Below are 17,281 nucleotides of genomic sequence, written 5' to 3'. Positions count from 1 at the left end.
GTGACGCTTTGGCCAACTCGCGGCCTGCGGAAACAACCGAAGCCAAAGGTTCTAAGCCGGCTGCGCTTTTCTTTGCTCCGGCAAGCCGTCGAGTTCACCAAGCAACTGGCACAGAAAGCCCAGCTTCAGCAACGGCACCGCGGCGGGCGCGGCAAGGTGCGCGCGCAGCGCACTCGACAGCACCTCCAGGCCGACCGAGCCTGCGCGGTCGAGTGCATCGTGCAGGCGCTGCCGCTGCGCCACGGTCAACGCCATGCGCCCCGTGGCGGCTTGCGTCTCGGCCACCTCGGTCACCGGCGCGAGCAGGCGCGCCGCCAGCGTGGGCGAACCCACGGGCGCCGCCTGCCGTTGCTGCTGCCGCGCCTCGAACATGCGCAGGATCCGGTTGGCCAGCGACGTGGTGCGCGCGGCCTCGTCGGCAAAGTCGAGCGACACGGCCTGCAACGCCTTCTTCGCATTGCTGCTCAGCACGGCAATGGGCATGAGTTCGGTGCTCGCGGCGGAGCGCTCGATGCGCACCAGCACCCCGTGCACCGGCGCGCGGCGCGCGGTGAGGCGGTCGAGGTTGTCGACGCGCTGCCGGTGCTCCGGACCAATGGGAATGCCAAGCCGCAGCCATTGGCCCGCGTCGTCCTGCACCAGCCAGTCGAGGCGCTGCTGTGCTTCGTCGAGCACCGGCGCGCGCGTGTCGGAAGGCCGCAGCAGCACCGCATCGAAAGGCTCGGCCGCAAGGCCGGTGGCGCCGCGCAGGCGCTCGCCGAGTTCGGACCAGTTGCCGCAGCCGATCGACTTCAGCCGCGGATCGTCGGCCGCCCACGCGGGCAGGGGCTGCGCTCGCGTGGCGCCGCCCACCGCCAGGCGGCCGTCTTCGGCGAGGCGGGGTTGCTCGAGGCGCAAGGCGGCTTCGCACACGTTTTGCGCGGCGCCCGCGCCGGACCACAGCGCGTTGGCGGACCATGCGCCGCTGCGCGTGAAGGCCGTGTCGCTTCCGTCGGGCCGGGCCAGCGAAGCCTGCAGCACGCGCGCACCGGCCAGGTCCCAGAACGCCACGGTGAGCCCGCGCGCGCCGCCACGCGTCTGCCACCAATGGGCACCGAGCGGCAGCAGGTCGAGGGCGGCCGATTCGTCGAAGTCGCGCTTGAGCCGGCCGCGCAATGCCACGGCGAGCTCGCCCTCGGCCCGCGCAAGCGCCGCGCACAGCGCATGGATACGCGCCATGAGCGCGAAGGCGTCGCGCTCCTCGGCGCGGTGGTCGCGCCGCACCAGCAGGTCGACCGTGCCGCCAAGGTTGCGCAGCAAGGCCGCCAGGCGCGGCAAGCCCTCGCCGCGCGCCGACATGTTGAGTGCCAGGAGGCGCGCCGACGTCAGCTCGCTCACATGCGAGAGGCCGCCCGTGAGCAGTTCTTCCAACATCGATTCGACCTGCAGCAGGAACGCACGCTCCCGCTCGCCGAGGCGCGCGGTGTCTTCGACCGGTGCGGGCCGCGCGCCCTCGGGCCATGCGAGGGGCTGCGCGTGCGCGCTGCGCAGCGCCGCAATGGCGATCAGGTGCACCGCCTTGCGCTCCGCGGCAGGTACCTCGGACACCATGCCCGCATAGCCCGCACCCGCCACCCATCGGCATGAGGCGCCGAGCTCGGGCAAGTCCATGACGAGGGTGCCGCCCTGCACCCGCCATTCGACGACGCTGCTGGCAGCCGCTGCGGCGCGCCGCACGGCCGCCGCGCCCGCGGCCTTGAAGAGTGCCGCGGCATCGAGCGCGAGGATTTCCGCGAGCGGGTCGGCAACGGGCGGCGCCTGTCTCTCTTCCTGCTCGGCCGAGGGCACTCCGGCTGCGATGCCCGGCGCCGCCGGCTCCAACGCGCGCAGCCACAGCGCCGCGCCGAGTATGTGTTTGCAGATGCCCGGTGCGGGGCAGTCGCAGCGCGCCTGCTGCGGGCCGCGCGCATCGAGCTGCACGCGCTGGCCGTCGGCCGCCACCACGCCGCCCTCCGCGCCCTGCTCCGCCCATGCGACCTTGCCCGCCTCCACGTCCTTTGCGGCGCGCCGGAGCAGGCCGGGGTTGGCGAGCGTGGCCAGGGTGTCGTCGTCGTAGGCGCGGTAACCGTCGTACCAGGCCATCAGTTCATCACTTCCGCGAGCCACTGCGCAAAATGCGTGGGCGTGAGGGCCGCCACATGCATGCCCTTGTCGGCCAGCCGCTGCGCCATTTGCCGGTCGTACACCGGGTTGGCCGATTCGTCGAGCGCGGCCAGCCCGAGCAGCTTGACGCGCGCCTGAGCCATGCGCTGCACCGCGGCCAGGAGCGGCCCGGGCGCGGCGCCTTCCATGAAGTCGCTGATGAGCGCGAACACCGTGCGCTGCGGGTTGCCCACCAGCGACTCGCAATACGCCACCGCACGGCCGATGTCGGTGCCGCCGCCGAGCTGCACCGTGAGCAGCACCTCGACCGGATCGTGCGCCAGGTGCGTGAGATCGACCACGCTGGTGTCGAACACCACCAGCTTCACACGCACCGCGGGCAGCGAGCTCATGATGCCGGCAATGACGGCGCTGTAGATCACCGAATCCATCATCGAGCCGCTCTGGTCGACGCAAAGCACCACGTCCCAGGGCAGGTTGCGCTTCACGCGCGCGTTGAAGCGCGGATGTTCGATGACGAGCTGCTTGCGCTCCACGTCGTAGTGCTTCAGGTTGGCCGCGATGGTGGCGCGCGCATCGAAGTTCTGCGCGCTCTTGATGTGCGAGCGCCGCATGCGGTTGCGCCGGCCGACCAGCGCGTTGACGAAGTCGTTCCTGAGCTTGCGCGTGATCTCGTCGACGGTCTTCTGGATCACCTCGCGCACCGCGTCGCGCATCTGGCCCGACAGCCGTCCGCGCATGCCCAGCAGCGCCTTGGCGAGGCCGGGCGTGGCGTCGAGCGAGCGCAGCACCGCCGGATCGGAGAGCAGGTCGGTCAGCTGGTAGCGATCGATTGCCTGCGTCTGCATGCGCTCGAACACCTCTTGCGGAAAGAGACTGCGCGAGCGGTTGAGCCAGTCGACCGCGCGCAACTGGCTCGGGTCGAGCGACCCCGGGCCGCCGCTGGATCTGGCGAGGCCGCGGCCTTCGTATTCGCGGCCGTAGAGGTATTCGAGGGCCTGGTCGAGCTTCCAGTCGCCCGCCGAGAACTGCGTCTGCGACAGGGGTTGCGCCGCATAGCGGCCGAGGATCAGGCGCCAGCGGCGCAGGGTTTCTTCGGACGACATGCGCAATGCATTCGCAAGGACAGGTGGAAGGAACGGTCAGGAAGAGAGGAGCGCAGGCAGCTTATCAGACGGCCAAGTACGCCAAGGCAGAAAGAAAAGCCGGCCCATGCTTTCGCATGGCCGGCTTCTGGAGCAGACGCTCGCCGAGGATTACAGCGGCAGCGAGTCGCCGCGAGCAGCAGCGCGGGCTGCGGCACGCACCGTGGCGCGGTCCACCGTGCTGGCGACGATGGGTGCGACGCCGGCGGAAGCGCCTTCGGCATACGGATCAGCGCTGCGGGCGGCTGCAACGGCGTCGGCACGGACTGCATCGCGGCTGGTCGACGAGACGAACACTTGAGCCGGGCCTGCGTTGGCGCCGGTGGCGTAGGGGTTGGCGCTGTGCGCGGCAACCACGGCCTGGCTGGCGACTTCGGCGCGGCTGGCGGCCGAGGTCAGTTGATGCACGCCTTCATAGGTTTCGGCGTGGGCGGCACCGGCAACGGCCATGAGGGCAACAGCAACGGCGGAGAGGATCTTCGAGGCGTTCATTTTGATTTCCTTCAATTCAGTTCAGTTTTGACTTTGGATGATTTCGAACCGGTCTTGGGTGGGTCACCGTCCCTTCGGGGGGCGGCCACCTCGCTCGGGGCCCTGTTCACCCAGATCGGCTTGGGGGCCGGTCTGTGAGATGAATTGTGCGCCGTTCTCTAAGTAAAAACCCTCATCAAAAGGAACCTCGGCGTTCACAGAACGGAAACAATGGCAGCGCCAAGAGGCACAAGACCTGAGCTACCTGGAAGAAAATCTCTGCCTGCGGGCTCCGGCTAAAGTAGTCGCCCCAAACCGGCGGTCCAGCCCCTCGGCCGAGCGCCGAGCAAGGCAACGGCCGTACACACAACACACAGGAGCATCAGCATGGGCGCACAGTGGAAAGCAAAGCACAAGGACCTGGCCGCCAATGCCAAGGGCCGGCTGTTCGGAAAACTGGCCAAGGAAATCATGATCGCCGCGCGCAGCGGCGCCGATCCGGCCTCGAACGCACGGCTGCGGCTGGTGGTGGAGCAGGCCCGCAAGGTCTCGATGCCCAAGGACACGCTGGACCGCGCCATCAAGAAAGGCGCCGGGCTCACAGGCGAGGCGGTGAATTTCGAGCATGTGATCTATGAAGGCTTTGCGCCGCACCAGGTGCCTGTGATGGTCGAATGCCTCACGGACAACGTGAACCGCACCGCGCCGGAAATGCGCGTGCTGTTCCGCAAGGGCCAACTGGGCACCTCGGGCTCGGTGTCCTGGGATTTCGACCATCTGGGCATGATCGAGGCCGAGCCTTCGCGGCCCGACGCCGACGCCGAAGTGGCCGCCATCGAAGCCGGTGCGCAAGATTTCGAGCCGGCCGGCGACAACGGTGCCACCGTGTTCCTGACCGACCCCACCGACCTCGACCTCGTCAGCCGCGCGCTGCCGGCCCAGGGCTTCACCGTGCTCTCGGCCAAGCTGGGCTACAAGCCCAAGAACCCGGTAGATCCCGCCAGCCTCAGCGCCGAACACCTGGAAGAGGTCGAAGTCTTCCTGGCGGCCATCGACGCGAACGACGACGTGCAGAACGTGTTCGTGGGCCTTGCGGGCTAGGCGCCGAGCGGGGCCGCGGAAGCTGCGCCGGCCGGCTGCCCTCCGCGCTTGAGAGGCAACCACAGGCTGAAAAGCGTGCCCTCCGCCCCCGAGCGCCAGGAGACGGTGCCGCCGACCACCTGGGCCCGGCGCTGCTGGTTCTGCATGCCGCGGCCTCCGGCCTCGCGCATCGCCTTTTCGACATCGAACCCGTGGCCGTTGTCTTCGATGGTGACCTGCACGCCTGAGGCATCCGCCGCGGTGGCCACTCGAATCTCGGTGGCGCGAGTGTGGCGCAGGATGTTGGCAATGCTCTCCTGCACGATGCGCAATATGTGCAGCGCGCTGGTCGGGTCGAGCCAGTCCAGCGCAGGGAGCTCCTGCACGTTCCACTGCAGGGCGACACCCGAGCTCTCGAGCCGGGGGCCCAGCCGGTAGCGCAGCGTGGCCAGCAACAGCAGCAGGTCGTCCTCGAGCGGCTCCATCGAGTCGATGGTCAGCTTCAGGTCGTCCAGGCAGCTCTTGAGTACCTGCGACACCTTGTCATCGCTCATGCCGCCGCTCTCCACCGAGCGAATGGCGCTGATCAGCGACGAGCCCAGGCCGTCGTGCATGTCCTGCATCAGGCGCTGGCGCTCGTCGCTGATGGTCTGCAGCTTCTCGACTTCGCGCAGCCGCTGGTGGCTGCGTTCCAGCTCGGCTTCGCGCGCGCGCAGGCGCTCGGCCAGGCCGGCGTTGACCCGCTCCACCTCGGCAATGGCGTTGACGTAGCGCCGGTACATCAGCACTCCGAACACGCTGAACGTCACTGCGTTGGTGTACGCGCCGAGGTACCAGCCTTCGGGGCTGACGAAGTTGTTCTGCAGCAGCCAGTCGGACACGCCCAGCAGCACGCAGGCGCCGATGCCGACAGCCACCAGCCGCCCTTCGCCGGAACGCTTCCAGGCGCTGATGCCGCCCACCAGCGCCACGGCCACGCCCATCAACGCCGCCCCGATGTAGATCAGCGGCGTGACTTGCGGGGTGTTTCTCAATATGGCGGGGCCCGGCAGCGTCAGCACGCCGATCAGCAACGTCCAGGCGACCACCGCAAAGGTCAGCCACCTGAGCGGCCGGCCGTGCAGCTGGCGCAAGGCGAAGTGCACCACCGCCACCAGCCAGAACAGCGAGTTGACGGTCAGCCAGGCGAACCAGTCGTTGGCAATCGGGACCGCCACGTAGAAATGCAGGCTCCGCAGGAACGAAGTGATCGCGAGGTTGAAGAAGAGCAGGTAGCCGACTTCATGGCTGCGCCTGAACCACACGAACAGGGCGAACACGCCCACGGCCATGAAGGCCGCGCTGAGCATGGCCGGCAGGTCTTGCTGGAGCCACTGCCGCATGCGATGGCGCACTTCCAGCGCCTCGACGGGGCCGAGCCACAGCGACGAAACCGCCACCTGCACGGTTCGCGTGTGCTCGATCCGAAGCAGGATCTCGTCCAGCGGCTCGCCGTCGGGCGCCTTGCCCAGCAACACCCACAGCGGCGTACGGGTGCTGTTCCACAGCAGGCCTTGCACTTGCGCGCGGTAGGCCAGCCGCCCGTTGGCATACACCGCAATGGGGCCGTCCGTCTTGATGCGCGCGCCATACAACGCAAGCGGTGCCGACGTGGTGGGCAGTTCGCGCGCTGAAAGCCGCAGCCAGGTGATGCGGGTTGCGCCTGTGGATGCGCTGCCGTCGGCCTGGCGCAGCAAGGCGGCGGGAAGCGCGCGAGGCAGTTCGACGGGTTGCCAGGCGAGCGGAAGGGCCTTGCTATCCACGGCAAGCGGCAACGGGCTGAAGCGCGGCGCGGCCGCATCCTCCTCCTGCCAGTCGGCCCGCACCATGTGCAGGACCGCCGATTCATGCTCGGCGTCGGTCGCGCTGAAGTAGGCCGCCATGGCCACCAGCAGCGCCATGGAAACGACGAGCACCGCGTTCGCCCAGAACGATGCGAAGCGGTATCTGGACAAATGCTCGAGGAGGCGCGCGCGCAACCGGCGCGGGTGTGTGGAACTCATCGGCGCGTGGCCGGCGCAGCGCGGCCATGGCAGTTCACGGACGTGTCCTCCAAATCAGATTGGCAACATTTTGTCCGCGTTCAAGACTGTTGTTTACGTTTTTTCGGACGAAACGTACCTCGCCGCACACGATGAGATGTAACAGCGATTGTTAAAAACTTCGGTCGCATTGCAACTAAATGTGCAATTGTGTGAACTATTCTACTATCCAGCTGCGACAATCGTTGGCACCATCCGCACCCGTTCTCCCGTCGTTTTCTTAACAACTGTTGGCATCTCTCATGAAAAAACCTTCTCTTCTCCTCGCTTCCATTCTCGCAATCACGGCCACCAGCGCTGCCATGGCTGCAACCTCCGGCGGCTCGTTTCAAGTTCTGATCACCGTCGCCAAGGCCTGCTCGGTTACCGCAGGTAACGCCTCCAACATCGACTTCGGTACGGTCAACTCGTCCGCCACCGGCCTGGTGGCTTCCAGCAACATCAGCGTTACATGTTCCAAGACGACGCCCTACAACGTGGGCCTGATGCCTTCGAACACCAATACCGTGGGCGCCGGCGCGATGACCTCCACCTCCGGCGGCTCTGACAGCGTTGCTTACCAGCTCCGCTCGGTGAGCGCCACGGGTCCGGTCTGGGGCAACACCGCTACCCCCACCGCAGTGGGCAACGGCGTGGCCGGCACCGGCACTGGCGTCGCGCAGGTGATCCCGGTGTTCGCCACGGTCGCCAACGCCAATGTGACCCCTGGCGACTACGCCGACACCGTGACCGTCCAGGTCAACTACTGATCGAGTGCCCGTGCACCACTTGCTCCGTTACACCGCCGCCCTCGCGCTCGCCTTGGCGCACGCGTTCGCCTCGGCGAGCGGACTGCAGGTTTCGCCGGTCACGCTGACGCTCCAGGCCTCGCAAAACGCCGAGGGCCTTTGGCTCAGCAACACCGGCGACACGGTGGTGCACGCCCAGGTGCGTGTCTATCAGTGGACGCAGGAAGACGGCGCCGAAAAGCTGACACCCTCGCGCGAACTTCTCGTAAGTCCGCCGATGGTGCAGCTCGACGCGTCCGCGCGGCAACTGATTCGCGTCATCCGCACCGGCGTTCCCGCCGGTCCGGTCGAAGGCTCGTACCGGGTCATCATCGATGAGCTGCCGGTCGAGATGAAGGAAAAGAAGGGCCTGCAGCTGGTGCTGCGTTATTCGGTGCCCATCTTCATCGCGGCCGCGGGCGCGCGCGCAGTCGCCCGCACCCCAGCTCACATGGTCGCTTCGCAGGGAAGAAGGCCAGGCCGTGCTCGAAGTCGCCAACAAAGGCGGCATGCATGCCCAGCTGGCCGATCTGGATTTTGTCGATACCGTCGGCCGCCGCACTCCGGTGCATGCCGGACTGATGGGCTATGTCCTGCCCGGCGCGCGCATGCGCTGGCCGCTGAAGACATCCACAGAAACATTCGCCCTCGGGGGCGTTCTGGAAACGAAGATCAATGGCAACGCGACGCAGGAAAACATCCCGCCGCTCCCACGCGTCCGCTAAGCGCCTGCTGCCACTGTTGCTTCTTTCCGGTCTGGCGTCCTTGGCCGCTCAGGCCCAGAACGTTGCAGCCGTGTCCAGCTCGCTGGTGGCCGCGTCCGCGGAAGAAAACCTCGCCGGAACCGGCGGCGGCGACCTCTACCTGGAACTGAGCCTCAACGGCAATCCCCAGGGACTGGTTCATTTCGGCCTGCGCGGGAACGAACTCTGGGCCGCCGCCGCCACGCTGCGGCAGCTGGGCTTCGTGCTGCCGCCAGGCGTGTCCGACCCCGTGCCGCTCAAGAGCCTGCCGGGCGTACAGGTCGACTACGACGCTGCGGGCCAGCGTCTGGCGATCGTTGCCGCGGCCGATGTGCTGCGCCTGCCCACGACCGTGGTCGACACGTCGAGCATCGTTGCATCGAAGGCCAATGCGGCGCCCGGCCTGCTGCTCAACTACGACCTTTACGGCACCCAGGGCCGGGGCAATACGTCCAGCTTCAACGCGCTGACCGAACTGCGCGCGTTCAGCGGCAGCGCCGTGTTCAGCAACACGCTGATGTCCCGAGCGGCGCGCCTTCCGGGAGAAGGCTGGCAGCATGACTCCGTGCGGCTCGACACCACCTGGAGCAAGTCGTTCCCCGATGACATGCTGACGCTCCGCGTGGGCGACACGACCACGGCTTCGCTGCCGTGGTCGCGCTCCACCCGCATCGGCGGCATCCAGCTTTCGCGCAACTTTGCGCTGCAACCGTATCGCACCACCACGCCGCTGCCGGCGTTCCTGGGGTCGGCCACGCTGCCATCGCAGGTGGAGCTGTACATCAACGGCCTGCGCCAGTACTCGGGCCAGGTGCCGGCCGGGCCTTTCCAGCTCAAGACGGTGCCGAGCATCAACGGTGCCGGCAACGCGCAAGTGGTGCTCACCGACGCCTTCGGCCGCGCCACGACGCTCGATTTTTCGCTCTACGACACGCAGCGGCTGCTGCAGGCGGGCCTTTCCGACTGGTCCGTCGATCTCGGCATGGTGCGCAAGAGCTACGGCCTGCGCTCCTTCGACTACGGCAGCGATCCCGCGGCCAGCGGCACCTGGCGCTACGGTGTGAGTAACAGCTTCACGCTGGAGGCGCATGGCGAGGCGACCCGGGGCCTGGTCAAGAGCGGCGTCGGCGGCGCATGGCTGCTCGGCCAGAGCGGCGTGGTCGCAGGCGCCGTGGCGCACAGCAGCTACGGCGGAGAGCAGGGTTCCCTGATGAACCTGGGCTACAGCTGGCGCGACAACCAATTCAACTTTGCCGTCGAAGGCACCCGCACGCGCGGCGAGTACCGCGACGTTGCATCCCTCTACGGCGGCCCGCCGCCGCGCGGTTCGGGCCGCGCCTCCATCGGCTACACCACAGGCAGCTTCGGCAGCTTCGGCCTCAGCTACCTTTACCTGCGCTATCCCGCGCAGCAGGCAACGCGCCTGGCAAGCGTCTATTGGTTCAGGGCCGTGGGCCGCAATGCCTCGGTGAACGTCAGCCTGAACCAGAACCTGGATGACCGCCGCGAGCGCAGTCTCTTCGTCGGGTTCACCTGGGCGCTGGACGGCAATGTCACGGCCAGCGCCGGCCTTCAGCGCGAGCGCGACCGCAACATCTACACCGTCGATGCGCAGAGCTCCACGCCGGGCGAAGGCGGCATCGGCTGGCGCGCAGGCCTGCGCCAAGGCGGTGGCCAGAACGGCGGACAGGCCGAGATCGATTACCTGGGCCGCTATGGCCGCGCCATGGCCGGCATCAGCGTGCTCGGCGACAGCCGCTTTGCCTATGCCGGAGCCACCGGCTCGGTCGTGTTCATGGGCGGCCAGCCGTTCGCGGCCCGCCGCATCGACGACGCGTTCGCGGTGGTCTCCACCGACGGCATCGCCGGCGTGCCGGTAAGGCTGGAGAACCGTGACATCGGCACCACCGACGGCAACGGCATGCTGCTGGTGGCCCCGCTCAGTGCCTATCAGAACAACCAGCTTTCCATCGACCCCATGCAATTGCCCGCCGACGTGAGGATCGAACGCGTGAAGACCATTGCCACGCCGAGCGACCGCGCCGGCACGCTGGTGCGCTTCGGCATCACGCCGGTCAGCGCGGCCGCACTGCTCCTGGTGGACGAGGCGGGCAAGCCCCTGCCGCTGGGCAGCCGCGTGCACGCCAACGCACAGGGCGGCGAGCCCGCCCTGGTCGGTTTCGACGGCGCGGTGTACCTCGAATCGCTCCAGCCCCGGAACACGCTCGACGTACAGACGCCTTCGGGCCGCTGCCGCGCGAGCTTCGACTATCGCAAGGAAGCCTCGGGAATTCCGCAGATCGGCCCGCTGCGCTGCGCCAAGGAGACCAAGACGCCATGAGCCTTCTGACCCGCTCGTTGAAGGGCCTCGGCCTGCCCCTGCTCTGTGCATTTCTGTGGTGGCTGCCTGCGGACAACGCGCAGGCGGTGGTCACCTGCACTGCGAACATGTCGAACGTGGCTTTCGGCAGTGTCGAACTTGTCGACGGGAGCGCGCCGCCTTCGGCCAATGCAACGCTGACCTACACCTGCAACAACACCGGCAACAACGCCGAGTTCGCCAGGGTCTGCTTCAACATCGGCGATGGCGATGAAGGCCTGACGAACTTCAATCCGCGCATCATGAAGAACGCCGCCGGAAACAGCTTGCGGTTCCAGCTCTACCAGGCCACGAGCGGCACCATCTGGGGTTCGAACGGCAACGCAGCGGTGCCCAATCCCCTGGTCGTCACGATGAGCATTCCCCGCCGGTCGAGCACCTCGGGAAGCGCCACCATGCGCGGGGAACTGCTTCCCCTGCAGAGCACGGTGCCTCCGGGTGCCTACCAGGACAACTTCGGCGGTATCCACACCTCTATTACGCTCTCGTCGAGCACAAGCGCCACGCCGGCGACGTGCAACACCTCGATGACGGACAACTTCGCTTTCTCGGTCACCGCAACCGTCGCCAAGAGCTGCCTGGTCACCGCCGATCCGCTGAACTTCGGCACCGTCAACGGCCTGCCGGGCCAGGCCGACAGGGACCAGACCAGCACGATCAACGTCACCTGCACCACGCCCACCCCGTACACGGTTGCGCTGACTCCTTCGAACGGCTCGACAACCGGCGCAGGAACGATGACGCCGACAGGCGGCGTACCCGGCAACGCCGACGCGGTGCCCTACCGGCTCTATCGCAACGCCGCGCGCACCGCCATCTGGGGCAGCGTCACGGGCACGGGCGGCAACGTCGCTACGGGCACCGGCAATGGAGGCGCCCAGGCGCTGACCTTGTATGGCCGCGTTCTCGGCACCAGCGCCAACGTGCGGCCGGACAGCTACCGCGACGTGGTGACGGTCAGCGTCACCTACTGAACTCCGCCGGCAAGCAAGCCGGTGCGGAAAAACCTGCTAGCCAATAGCAGGTTATGGGTAAAGAATGGCTCGGACGGCCTTCATTTTCCCGCGACTCTGCCGATAAACCAGGACGGGGCATCAATGCGATGCCCTCCACCCGGTTGCGACGAGAGGAGGAGTTCCAATGTCCGGAAACATGTCCGCTGCAGGTGCAACTGCCCTGCGCCCGACGCGAATAGCGCCACCGTTGGCTGCCGCCGGCATGCTGCTGCTCTTGCTGCCGCTGCCGCTGCGGCTCAGTTCCGCGGAGCCGACGCACGGCATGAACAGTTCCACGGCCCGCTTCACCATCTCGATGGTCGTTCTGCCGACCTTCAAGGTGCTCGAGGTCACACCGGTCAAGGGCGGACATGAATACCGCGTGTGGACCAACATGAAGTCGGTGGTCATCAAGGGCCGCGAGTACCGGTTCGACAAGATCGGCGAAACGACGCTCATGGTGGCCGGAAACGATGCCGACGGCCGCGATAGCCTCGCTTCCGCCTGGCAAGGCGTCATCGGTGCAATGGCGGCGACCACGGGCTCCGCCCCGTCGCAAACTGCCGCTCCGGCCGGCGACGGCAGCAATGCGATGCGGGTGACGGTGACCTACTGACCGGCTGCGCGCCAGAAAAAAAGCCTGCAGCGATGAACTGCAGGCTTTCGATCGGCGAATTCCGGTGAAACGATTTCAGAACGGAATATCGTCGTCCATGTCGTCGAAGCCCGACGAAGACTTGGCCGGAGCCTGGCGCGGCGCCGCCGCAGGAGCGCGCGGTGCCGCGGCGGGTGCACGGGGGGCGTAGCCGCCGCCACCCGCCACCGCCGCCGCCTTGCGAGTAGCCGCCACCGCCGCCGCCCTGCGAATAACCGCCGTCGTCCTCCGGACCGCCCGACGGGCCGCCCTGGCCCTGGCGGCTGCCCAGCATCTGCATCTGGTCGGCGCGGATTTCAGTGGTGTATTTCTCGATGCCGTCCTTGTCGGTCCACTTGCGCGTGCGCAGGCTGCCTTCGACATACACCTGCGAGCCCTTGCGCAGGTATTGGCCGGCAATTTCGGCCAGGCGGCCGTTGAAAACGATGCGGTGCCACTCGGTGGCTTCGCGCATTTCGCCGCTTTGCTTGTCTTTCCAGCGATCGGTGGTGGCCACGGTGACGTTCGCGACCTGGTCGCCGCTCGGGAAGGTACGCATTTCTGGGTCGCGCCCCAGGTTGCCGACGACGATGACTTTATTGACCGATGCCATATGCACTGCCCCTGATAAGTAGATGGAGGAGAAGGAAAAGTAGAACCCGACATTGTGCCCGATGGCGGCCGCCCGGGTGCCGCCGCCTGGCGCCCCGGAAGCACCGGCCGAGGAGCGCCTCATGAAACCGGCCTCAACCCGCCCCCTCGCCATGAAATGCCGCTCGGACTATCATGTCCGGTTGCCCTCGGACGATCGCCCCCTTGAATTCCAAAGCCATTGAAGACATCGCCGCCAACGAGGAGAGCGCACGCGACGCGCGACTCGAACGCGACACCTACCTAGGCGCGGTGCTTGCGCAACAGCGCATCAGCATCCGTGGTGCGCGCACCCACAACCTGAAGAACGTCGACCTCGACATTCCGCGCAACAAGCTGGTGGTGATCACCGGCCTGTCGGGCTCGGGCAAGTCGAGCCTGGCTTTCGACACGCTGTATGCCGAAGGGCAGCGGCGCTACGTGGAAAGCCTCTCGGCCTATGCGCGGCAGTTCCTGCAGCTCATGGACAAGCCCGACGTCGACGTGATCGAGGGCCTGTCGCCCGCCATCAGCATCGAGCAGAAGGCCACCAGCCACAACCCGCGCTCCACCGTGGGCACGGTGACCGAGATCCACGACTACCTGCGCCTGCTTTATGCGCGCGCTGGCACGCCCTACTGCCCCGAGCACCACCTGCCGCTGCAGGCACAAACGGTGTCGCAGATGGTCGATGCCACGCTCGCCATTGCCAATGAGCCGCGCCTGATGATCCTGGCGCCCGTGGCGCGCGAGAAGAAAGGCGAGTTCCTCGAGCTCTTTGCCGAGATGCAGGCCGCGGGCTACGTGCGCTTCAGGGTCGACGGGCAGACCTACGAATACAACGACCTGCCCAAGCTCAAGAAGACCGAGAAGCACGACATCGACGTGGTCATCGACCGCCTGCGCGCGCGCCCCGACATGCAGCAGCGCCTGGCCGAGAGCTTCGAGGCGGCGCTGCGGTTGGCCGAAGGCCGCGCCATTGCGCTGGAGCTGGGCACGGAGGGCGCGCCCGACAAGGAGCACCTGTTCAACGCCAAGTTCGCCTGTCCGATCTGCCACTACTCGCTGTCGGAACTGGAGCCGCGCCTTTTCTCGTTCAACTCGCCCGTGGGCGCCTGCCCGAGCTGCGACGGCCTCGGCCACCGCGAGGTGTTCGACCCGGCGCGCGTGGTGGCCTTCCCTTCGCTCTCGCTGGCCAGTGGCGCCATCAAGGGCTGGGACCGCCGCAACAGCTACTACTTCAGCATGATCGAGAGCGTCGCGAAGCACTACAAGTTCGACGTCGACGCGCCCTTCGAATCCTTGCCCGCTTCGGTGCAGCAGGTGCTGCTGCACGGCTCGGCGGCCGAAGAGATCAAGTTCAACTACACCATGGAGTCGGGCAACTTCGCGGGCAAGAAGCTCACGAAGAAGCACCCCTTCGAGGGGATCATCCCGAACATGACGCGGCGCTACCGCGAGACCGATTCGGTGATGGTGCGCGAAGACCTTGCGCGCTTTCGCAACCTGCAGCCGTGCCCCGACTGCGGCGGCTCGCGCCTCAGGCCCGAGGCGCGCAACGTGTTCCTGGTGGACGAGGCCAATCGGCCTGCCGATGGCGGCGACCCCCGCGCATGGCGATCTTCGAACTGAGCCATCTCACGCTGCGCGATTCGCTCGCCTGGTTCCAGAACCTGAAGCTGCGCGGCGCCAAGGCCGACATTGCCGACAAGGTGGTGCGCGAGATCGGCCTGCGCCTGAAGTTCCTGAACGACGTGGGCCTGAACTACCTGAGCCTGGACCGCAGCGCCGAGACGCTCTCGGGCGGCGAGGCGCAGCGTATTCGCCTGGCCTCGCAAATCGGCTCCGGCCTTACGGGCGTGATGTACGTGCTCGACGAGCCCAGCATCGGCCTGCACCAGCGCGACAATGACCGCCTCATCGGCACGCTGAAGCACCTGCGCGACATCGGCAACAGCGTGATCGTGGTCGAGCACGACGAAGACATGATCCATGCCGCCGACCACGTGATCGACATGGGCCCCGGCGCCGGCGTGCACGGCGGCCGCGTGATGGCGCAGGGCACCTATGCCGAGGTGTCGGCCAACCCCGATTCCCTCACCGGCCAGTACCTGTCGGGCACGAAGAAGATCGAAGTGCCCAAGCACCGCACCGCCTGGCTGCCGGTCGTGAAGAAGCCTGCCTTCAACGAAGGCAAGAAGGCCTCGCGCTTTCCGCCGAGCCCCGCGGCCGAGCGGCGCGCCGCGCGCGAAGCGGCGCACCTCGCCTCGCAGACCGATCTGCAGGAAATCCGTGTGGTCGGCGCCACCGGCAACAACCTGAAGAACGTGAGCGTGGCCTTTCCGGTCGGCCTGCTCACCTGTGTGACGGGCGTTTCGGGCTCGGGCAAGTCGACGCTGGTGAACGACACGCTCTACACCGCCGTGGCGCGCACGCTGTACCGCGCGCACGAAGAACCGGCCGCACACGAGTCGGTAGAGGGCATCGAGTATTTCGACAAGGTCATCAATGTCGACCAGAGCCCCATCGGCCGCACGCCGCGCAGCAACCCAGCCACCTACACGGGCCTGTTCACGCCGATTCGCGAGCTGATGGCCGAGACCAACACCGCGCGCGAACGCGGCTACGGCCCGGGCCGCTTCAGCTTCAACGTGGCGGGCGGGCGCTGCGAGGCCTGCCAGGGCGACGGCGTGGTGAAGGTCGAAATGCACTTTCTGCCCGACGTGTACGTGCCCTGCGAGGTGTGCCACGGCCAGCGCTACAACCGCGAGACGCTCGAGGTCCAGTACAAGGGCAAGAACATCGCGCAGATCCTCGAGATGACGGTCGAGGTGGCGCACGAGTTTTTGAAGGCCGTGCCGACCATCGAGCGCAAGCTGCGCACGCTGCTCGACGTGGGCCTTTCGTACATCAAGCTCGGCCAGTCGGCCACCACGCTCTCGGGCGGCGAGGCGCAGCGCGTGAAGCTGGCGCTGGAGCTCAGCAAGCGCGACACGGGCCGCACGCTCTACATCCTGGACGAACCGACCACCGGCCTGCACTTTGCCGACATCGAGCTGCTGCTGAAAGTGCTGCACCAGCTGCGCGACGCGGGCAACACCATCGTCGTGATCGAGCACAACCTGGACGTCATCAAGACGGCCGACTGGCTGATCGACATGGGCCCGGAGGGCGGCGCGGGCGGCGGCACGGTGGTGGGCGAAGGCACGCCGGAAGATATCGCGGCCAATGAGGCCAGCCACACAGGGCGTTACCTCAAGCGCCTGCTGTAGCCGCGCCGCCTGCACGAATGCGCAAGCCGCGCCACAATCGCGGCCCATGCCTTCCTTCACGCCGCGCCAGTTCGTCCTGCTTGTTCTCCTGACTCTTGCATGGGGCCTGAACTGGCCCGTGATGAAAATCGGCGTGGCGGACTATCTGCCGCTCGCGTTCCGCGTCATTTCCATCTGGCTCGGCCTGCCGGTACTGGGCCTCGCGCTGGTGTGGATGAAGGTGCCCTTTCGCGTGCCGCGAAGCGCATGGCCCGAACTGGTGTGGCTGGGCGCCACCAACATGTTCGTCTGGCATGCCTCAATCATTCTTGCGGTGAAGGCGCTCTCTGGCGGGCGCGCGGCAATCCTCGGCTACACGATGCCGGTGTTCTCGGCGGTGATCGGCGCCGTGCTGTTCTCTGCCGTGCTCACACGGCGTGCATGGATCGGCGTGGGTGCCTGCGCCGTGGGCGTGGGGCTCTTGCTGTGGCACGAGCTCACCGACTTTGCAGGACGGCCCGGCTACGTGGCACTCGCACTGGCGGCTGCCGCAACATGGGCGTTAGGCACGCAGCTGCTGCGGCACACGCGCATCGGGCTTCCCACGCTCACGCTGTCTTTCTGGATGACGGCGATGACGGCCGTCGTGATGACGGTGCTGACGCTGCTCTTCGAGCGCGACCAGTGGCGCTGGCCCGGCCCCGTGACCTGGGGTTCGATTCTCTACAACGCGGTGCTGATCTTCGGCTTTGCACACGCGGCGTGGTTCTACCTGGCGCGCGGCCTTCCGCCGGTGGCATCGACGCTGAGCGTGATGTTCATTCCCGTGCTCGGCGTGTTCAGCGGCGCGGTGTGGCTCGGCGAGGTCGTCCACTGGCAGGACTGGGTGGCCGTCGCGCTGATGATGGTGGCGATTGCCTCGGTGCTCTGGCCTTCGCGCAGCGCCGCCAAGACCTGACGAA

The 17,281-nt window shown here is 67.1% G+C and carries 11 protein-coding genes and 3 pseudogenes; 9 read left to right on the top strand and 5 right to left on the bottom strand.

The genetic code is table 11. The annotated features are described in order from the left end of the window. Window positions 1-51: 51 nt before the first annotated feature. The 3 genes from M0765_RS10720 to M0765_RS10710 form a co-directional block, all read right to left on the bottom strand. Window positions 52-2,121: an SWIM zinc finger family protein gene (locus M0765_RS10720; protein WP_258503610.1), complete on the bottom strand. Its 2,070-nt coding sequence runs from the start codon at window positions 2,119-2,121 to the stop codon at window positions 52-54. Then, the gene (locus tag M0765_RS10715; protein ID WP_258503608.1) at window positions 2,121-3,248 is read right to left on the bottom strand and encodes a VWA domain-containing protein; all 1,128 of its coding nucleotides are present in this window, start codon (window positions 3,246-3,248) and stop codon (window positions 2,121-2,123) included. The genes M0765_RS10720 and M0765_RS10715 overlap by 1 nt, the downstream gene beginning before the upstream one ends. 150 nt (window positions 3,249-3,398) lie before the next feature. Further along, window positions 3,399-3,779, bottom strand: a complete 381-nt coding sequence (locus M0765_RS10710) for a helicase SNF2 (RefSeq protein ID WP_126748835.1) — start codon at window positions 3,777-3,779, stop codon at window positions 3,399-3,401. Between the two features lie 366 nt (window positions 3,780-4,145). Between M0765_RS10710 and M0765_RS10705 the strand changes: the two genes are divergently transcribed. Further along, the gene (locus tag M0765_RS10705) at window positions 4,146-4,859 is read left to right on the top strand and encodes a YebC/PmpR family DNA-binding transcriptional regulator (protein ID WP_258503606.1); all 714 of its coding nucleotides are present in this window, start codon (window positions 4,146-4,148) and stop codon (window positions 4,857-4,859) included. Here M0765_RS10705 and M0765_RS10700 read toward each other — a convergent pair. Beyond that, window positions 4,856-6,778 (bottom strand): sensor histidine kinase, encoded by a 1,923-nt coding sequence (locus M0765_RS10700; RefSeq protein WP_258508203.1) that lies wholly within the window; start codon window positions 6,776-6,778, stop codon window positions 4,856-4,858. The genes M0765_RS10705 and M0765_RS10700 overlap by 4 nt on opposite strands. A 443-nt stretch (window positions 6,779-7,221) precedes the next feature. On the opposite strand from M0765_RS10700, the gene M0765_RS10695 reads away from it, so the two are divergent. The 6 genes and pseudogenes from M0765_RS10695 (at window position 7,222) to M0765_RS10670 (ending at window position 12,420) form a co-directional block, all read left to right on the top strand. Beyond that, window positions 7,222-7,668, top strand: a complete 447-nt coding sequence (locus M0765_RS10695; protein WP_258503605.1) for a Csu type fimbrial protein — start codon at window positions 7,222-7,224, stop codon at window positions 7,666-7,668. A 4-nt stretch (window positions 7,669-7,672) separates the two neighbouring features. Next, window positions 7,673-8,035: pseudogene (locus M0765_RS29200) on the top strand (fimbrial biogenesis chaperone); the annotation flags it as partial. 133 nt (window positions 8,036-8,168) lie between these two features. After that, window positions 8,169-8,411 carry a hypothetical protein gene (locus tag M0765_RS29195; protein ID WP_258508497.1) on the top strand — a complete coding sequence of 81 codons (243 nt, stop codon included), beginning with the start codon at window positions 8,169-8,171 and terminating at the stop codon, window positions 8,409-8,411. Window positions 8,412-8,481: 70 nt separating this feature from the next. Then, the gene (locus M0765_RS10680; protein WP_258503604.1) at window positions 8,482-10,770 is read left to right on the top strand and encodes a fimbria/pilus outer membrane usher protein; all 2,289 of its coding nucleotides are present in this window, start codon (window positions 8,482-8,484) and stop codon (window positions 10,768-10,770) included. Next, window positions 10,767-11,783, top strand: coding sequence for a Csu type fimbrial protein (locus tag M0765_RS10675; protein ID WP_258503603.1), 1,017 nt, complete (start codon window positions 10,767-10,769; stop codon window positions 11,781-11,783). The genes M0765_RS10680 and M0765_RS10675 overlap by 4 nt, the downstream gene beginning before the upstream one ends. Window positions 11,784-11,949: 166 nt before the next feature. Next, a complete protein-coding gene (locus tag M0765_RS10670; protein WP_258503601.1) occupies window positions 11,950-12,420 on the top strand; it encodes a hypothetical protein in 471 nt (156 codons plus the stop codon). 75 nt (window positions 12,421-12,495) lie between these two features. On the opposite strand, the pseudogene ssb reads toward M0765_RS10670, so the two are convergent. Then, window positions 12,496-13,051, bottom strand: a pseudogene (gene ssb / locus M0765_RS10665) (single-stranded DNA-binding protein). A gap of 173 nt (window positions 13,052-13,224) precedes the next feature. On the opposite strand from ssb, the pseudogene uvrA reads away from it, so the two are divergent. Both uvrA and M0765_RS10655 read left to right on the top strand, forming a co-directional pair. Further along, window positions 13,225-16,340, top strand: a pseudogene (uvrA, locus tag M0765_RS10660) (excinuclease ABC subunit UvrA). A gap of 46 nt (window positions 16,341-16,386) precedes the next feature. Continuing rightward, window positions 16,387-17,277: a DMT family transporter gene (locus M0765_RS10655; RefSeq protein ID WP_258503599.1), complete on the top strand. Its 891-nt coding sequence runs from the start codon at window positions 16,387-16,389 to the stop codon at window positions 17,275-17,277. Window positions 17,278-17,281 lie beyond the last annotated feature (4 nt).

It is taken from the genome of Variovorax sp. S12S4 (assembly GCF_023195515.1).
In the GTDB taxonomy this organism is placed as follows: Bacteria; Pseudomonadota; Gammaproteobacteria; order Burkholderiales; family Burkholderiaceae_C; genus Variovorax.
Note: the sequence above shows the minus strand (reverse complement) of the source record. Positions and strands in the feature narration are given on the sequence as shown.